Source organism: Herbaspirillum sp. B65, from assembly GCF_000333555.1.
GTDB lineage: Bacteria > Pseudomonadota > Gammaproteobacteria > Burkholderiales > Burkholderiaceae_D > Herbaspirillum > Herbaspirillum rubrisubalbicans.
The window spans coordinates 1-4,207 of sequence record NZ_BADI01000946.1 but is presented as its reverse complement, the minus strand read 5'-3'; the positions used below and the strand labels follow the sequence as shown (position 1 = coordinate 4,207).

Here is a 4,207-nt window from a genome sequence, read left to right as displayed (position 1 = left end):
CGGCCCTGCGAGTTGACGGCTACATCCGCGAACTGAACACCACCCGCTGCGAAGCCATCACCCGCCGCACCCGTGAGTTGTTCCCGGATGGCTGCGATTACGAGAACCCGACCTACTGGACCGGTCTGCGTCCGCTGACGCCCTCCAACGTGCCGTATGTGGGCAAGACCAAGTTCGCCAACCTCTACCTCAACACCGGCCACGGCACCCTGGGCTGGACCATGGGTTGCGGTTCGGGCCGAGCCATTGCCGAGATCGTCGCCGGTCACGTGCCGGAAATCGATTTCGCCTTCACCGGCCTGCCGCGCTGGAACCGTGCGCGCCAAGTGGTGACCCAGGCGGCTTGAGCGTTTTTCTTCACCTCCCCAGAAGGACCGGAATTCCCGGTCCTTTTTTTTGCCCTTTTGATCTGGGTCAGCGCAGCCCCTATTGCAAGAACATTCACATAGGGCAATACCCACCGCTTACAAACGCTGACACCCCCTTGGTGTAGAATCCCCGCTTGCTCTGCGTTGCCGGCAGCTTGCCGGGGCTGCGCAGCCACCGGAAATCCAAGCTCATCATCACGCATCTTGCGCCTTACGGCTGCCTTTGCCTGATATCAGCATTGATCTCTCCGGCCTCACCCTCATATGGACGAATATCCGTCCCGGCCTTTTGCTTCATATAAAAAGGCCAGCAACATCAAAGGATCCTGCAATGAAGTGGGCTATTGTCTTCATATATCTGTTTTCCATCCTCTTCATCCACTTCCGTGGCCGCGTGCGTCTGCCCTTCCTGCGGCAGTTCTTCGACCATTCGTCGATCATGTCGCCCATCAACCTGTTCATGTACGCCTTCTCGCGCGTACCGGCCGTACCCTACCCGGCGGTCAAGGAGTTCCAGGACCTGGCCATCATCGACCAGAACTGGGAAGTGATCCGCGATGAAGCCGTAGCCCTGCGCGAGATGGCCAAGATCAAGGCCGCAGAAAAGAATGATGATGCCGGTTTCAACTCCTTCTTCAAGGCCGGCTGGAAGCGCTTCTATCTGAAGTGGTACAACGCCAGCCACCCCTCGGCTGAAAAGTTCTGCCCCAAGACGGTCGAGATCCTCAAACGCATTCCCAGCGTCAAGGCCGCCATGTTTGCTGAACTGGCCCCGGGCGGCACCCTCAATCGCCACCGCGATCCCTTTGCCGGTTCGCTGCGTTACCATCTGGGCCTGGTCACTCCCAACGATGACCGCTGCTTCATCGAAGTCGATGGCCAGCGCTATAGCTGGCGCGATGGCCAGAGCGTGGTGTTCGATGAGACCTTCATCCACTGGGCGCAGAACGGCACCGAGACGAACCGTATCATCCTCTTCTGCGACGTCGAGCGTCCGCTGCGCTATCGCTGGGCCGAAGCCATCAATGGCTTCCTGGGGCGTACCATGATGACCGCGGCGTCCTCGCCCAACGAAACCGGCGACCAGACCGGACGCGTCAACAAGCTGTTCCGCTTCGTCTGGCTGGCGGGCCAGTATCGCCGCCGCTTCAAGAACTGGAACAAGACGGTCTACAAGATCACCAAGTTCAGCCTCATCATCGCCGTGGCCCTGCTGATCATCTACGCTTGATCCGCATGACCGGTGGGCCAAGGCGGAAATACGCAATAAACTGCAAATGATATAGATAGAATTCGCCGGCCTTGGGACCGGCGATTTTTATAAGTAAATGGCCCATGGGCCGTGGGCCATTTCCCATCCAGGGAGATCGTCGGGGACCTGCTTAATAAAGCGGATATGTACGTCAAAGCCGCTACACGTCTGGATTACCGAGCGCACTTATATCCAGGCAGCATGAAGACAGTTAAAATTTCAGCAAACTCGAGCGTAAGTAAAAGTCACGCAAGACTTAAAATTTCCACATGGAAACTAAAGTCAAATTTTCGGCAGGCAAATGCAGAAACTGCTTCATTACAATGCTTGCCGCCTGTAAAATCCTTTTGCTTCCGTGCTAGCTTGATGGGGTCAATCTTGCATCCGGGCAGTCTAGGGGTCGCTGTACGACCTGACGTGCGCCTGACTGCGTGCCGGCCACGGTCCAGGTACTCGTTCATGGCAAGTGCGCCGCACCCATGCCCGGCGCCAAGGGGCAAGCAAAGCCGAGTACCGACATACAGAACATAATGGGCTCATGCAGGACATCGACGAAGAGATGAAAAAACCACTGCTCAAGCATCTGGTAGAAATCACGGCCCACCGGGAACATTCCCGCCTGGCCATCTCCGTCATCTCTGCGCTGTACCAGTTGACCGAGGTGCAGTCCATCCGCATGTTGGACATCTTCACCCTGCGCGACGAATACTTCGTGCAGGAAAAGATGGTCATTCGCGATGGCACCGTCCATACCATCGCCGAGCTGACCAGCGACGATCCCAAGGAACCGCTGGCGGCCTATCCGGCCATGCTGGCCTGTATCCGCAATCACCTCAACGAATATCAGGAAACCACGGACAGCGGCGAACACCTGCTATGGCTGCCGGTGTGGTTGCACGGCAAGATGAATTCCTGCCTGGAGATCCGCAGCCAGAGCGCCTTCACGCCGGCCATGATGGACGTGATCAATGGCATCTTCCACGTCTACTGTAACTACCAGAGCCTGCTCGACTACAGCGAGCGCGATGCCTTGACGGGCTTGTTCAATCGCAAGACCTTCGATGAGCAGTTCACCCGCTACGCCTTTGCCATCGCCCCGCACGAAGCGCATTCGCTGGAAGAGAACGAACGTCGCCACGAAGACCATGGCGAGCCCAAGGGTCACTGGCTGGGGGTGGTGGACATCGATCACTTCAAGCAGGTCAACGACCGCTATGGTCATCTGTATGGCGATGAAGTGCTGATCCTGGTGGCCAACATCCTGCGCGCCTCGTTCCGCGCGCATGACCGCATCTTCCGTTTCGGCGGCGAGGAATTCGTGATCCTGCTGCGCTCGACCACGCTCTCGGACGCCCGCAAGATCTTCGACCGCTTCCGCCAGAACGTCCAGGAATACGACTTCCCACAAGTGGGCAAGGTCACCGTCAGCCTGGGCTTCGTGGGCATCGCCCGCGAAACGCCGGTGGTGATCCTCGGGCACGCCGACCAGGCGCTGTACCACGCCAAGAAGAGCGGCCGCAACCGCATCTGCTACTACCAGGAACTGGTCAATGCAGGGGTGCTGCGCTCGGGCATCACGACCAACGATACGGTGGAATTCTTCTAGGCCCGGCTCCTGTATGCCGAGGAACAAGTCAGGCATCTGAGCTCTGACCTCTGAGGTCAAAAGTCGAGTTGCGCGATGCTCACTCCCAGCGCCGCCGCAATCCTCTTCAAGGAACTGGGACGCAGGTTCCTGCTGCTTTCCTGCTGGGCATACGCCGACTGCGAAATGCCCAGGCGCGCCGCCACTTCCTGCTGGGTCAGGTCCAAATGTTCACGCCAGCTGCGGATGGCAGTCCATTGGTGATCCACCATCATCGCTACCACTTCGTGCGGAACGTATTGCTCATCTTCAGCGGGATGTCCCTTCAGGTAGTCGGCATAAGGAATAACGACGAAGGCAGGCTTGCCGTCGGCGCCATGGATGATCTGGATGTTAGTAGGTGCGTTCATCGCGCTTGTGCACTTCCTCGATGGAGACGATGCGAACATTCCCGTCAAAGTTGAAGAACACTCGATAATGGCCAACCCGGAGCCGATATTGAAACTTGGACTTATTTCCCCCAAGTCAGCGTGCCAGCTTGCCCGCAGCCGCGGCTCGCCGCAAGCAAGCGACTCGATTGACTAACACACTCTCGAAAATACTCGGCGCACCTCAAGCCAACACCGGCTCACTGCTCTGCGCCATCAACCGTATCGGAATCGACTTGGCCGCCGGTACCTTGCTGCCGCGTGCATGGTGGAACAAAGGAATGAGGGCATTGAGTTCGGGGAAGTAGCCCATCACGCAACCCACCGGGATATCGAACGGCTCCACCCGCAGGTGCTCGACGCGGCGCGTCACGCCATCGGCCGAGACCGTCTCGGCGGTGACGAAATCGCCTGCGGCCAGGCCCTGCTGCTGCAGGTCGCGCAGGTTCATCAACAACACCCGGCGCGTGCCCCAGACGCCGCGNAAGCGGTCATCCAGCGAATAGACGGTGGTATTGAACTGGCTATCGCCACGGGTGGTCATCAAGCGCAACACACGGCAGCGTCGGCGGGC

General features: G+C 58.5%; 4 protein-coding genes and 2 pseudogenes. 3 read left to right on the top strand and 3 right to left on the bottom strand.

Annotated elements, in window-relative coordinates; all coding sequences use genetic code 11:
* From I5W_RS22145 to I5W_RS22135, 3 genes are all read left to right on the top strand, one after another.
* Positions 1-347: FAD-dependent oxidoreductase (locus tag I5W_RS22145; RefSeq protein WP_044530863.1), on the top strand; the 347-nt coding region annotated here is incomplete at its 5' end.
* A gap of 352 nt (positions 348-699) precedes the next feature.
* Positions 700-1,599, top strand: coding sequence for a lipid A hydroxylase LpxO (gene lpxO, locus I5W_RS22140; RefSeq protein ID WP_017454032.1), 900 nt, complete (start codon positions 700-702; stop codon positions 1,597-1,599).
* Positions 1,600-2,158: 559 nt separating this feature from the next.
* Complete coding sequence (locus I5W_RS22135) at positions 2,159-3,226, top strand: GGDEF domain-containing protein (RefSeq protein ID WP_017454031.1); 1,068 nt, start codon at positions 2,159-2,161, stop codon at positions 3,224-3,226.
* Positions 3,227-3,282: 56 nt separating this feature from the next.
* Here the strand turns inward: I5W_RS22135 and I5W_RS22130 are convergent, their stop codons facing one another.
* From I5W_RS22130 to I5W_RS22125, 3 genes and pseudogenes are all read right to left on the bottom strand, one after another.
* Positions 3,283-3,615 (bottom strand): helix-turn-helix domain-containing protein, encoded by a 333-nt coding sequence (locus tag I5W_RS22130; RefSeq protein WP_044530862.1) that lies wholly within the window; start codon positions 3,613-3,615, stop codon positions 3,283-3,285.
* Positions 3,599-3,712: pseudogene (locus I5W_RS33660) on the bottom strand (type II toxin-antitoxin system RelE family toxin); the annotation flags it as partial. The gene I5W_RS22130 and the pseudogene I5W_RS33660, both read right to left, overlap by 17 nt.
* A 105-nt stretch (positions 3,713-3,817) precedes the next feature.
* Positions 3,818-4,207, bottom strand: a pseudogene (locus tag I5W_RS22125) (FdhF/YdeP family oxidoreductase); the annotation flags it as partial.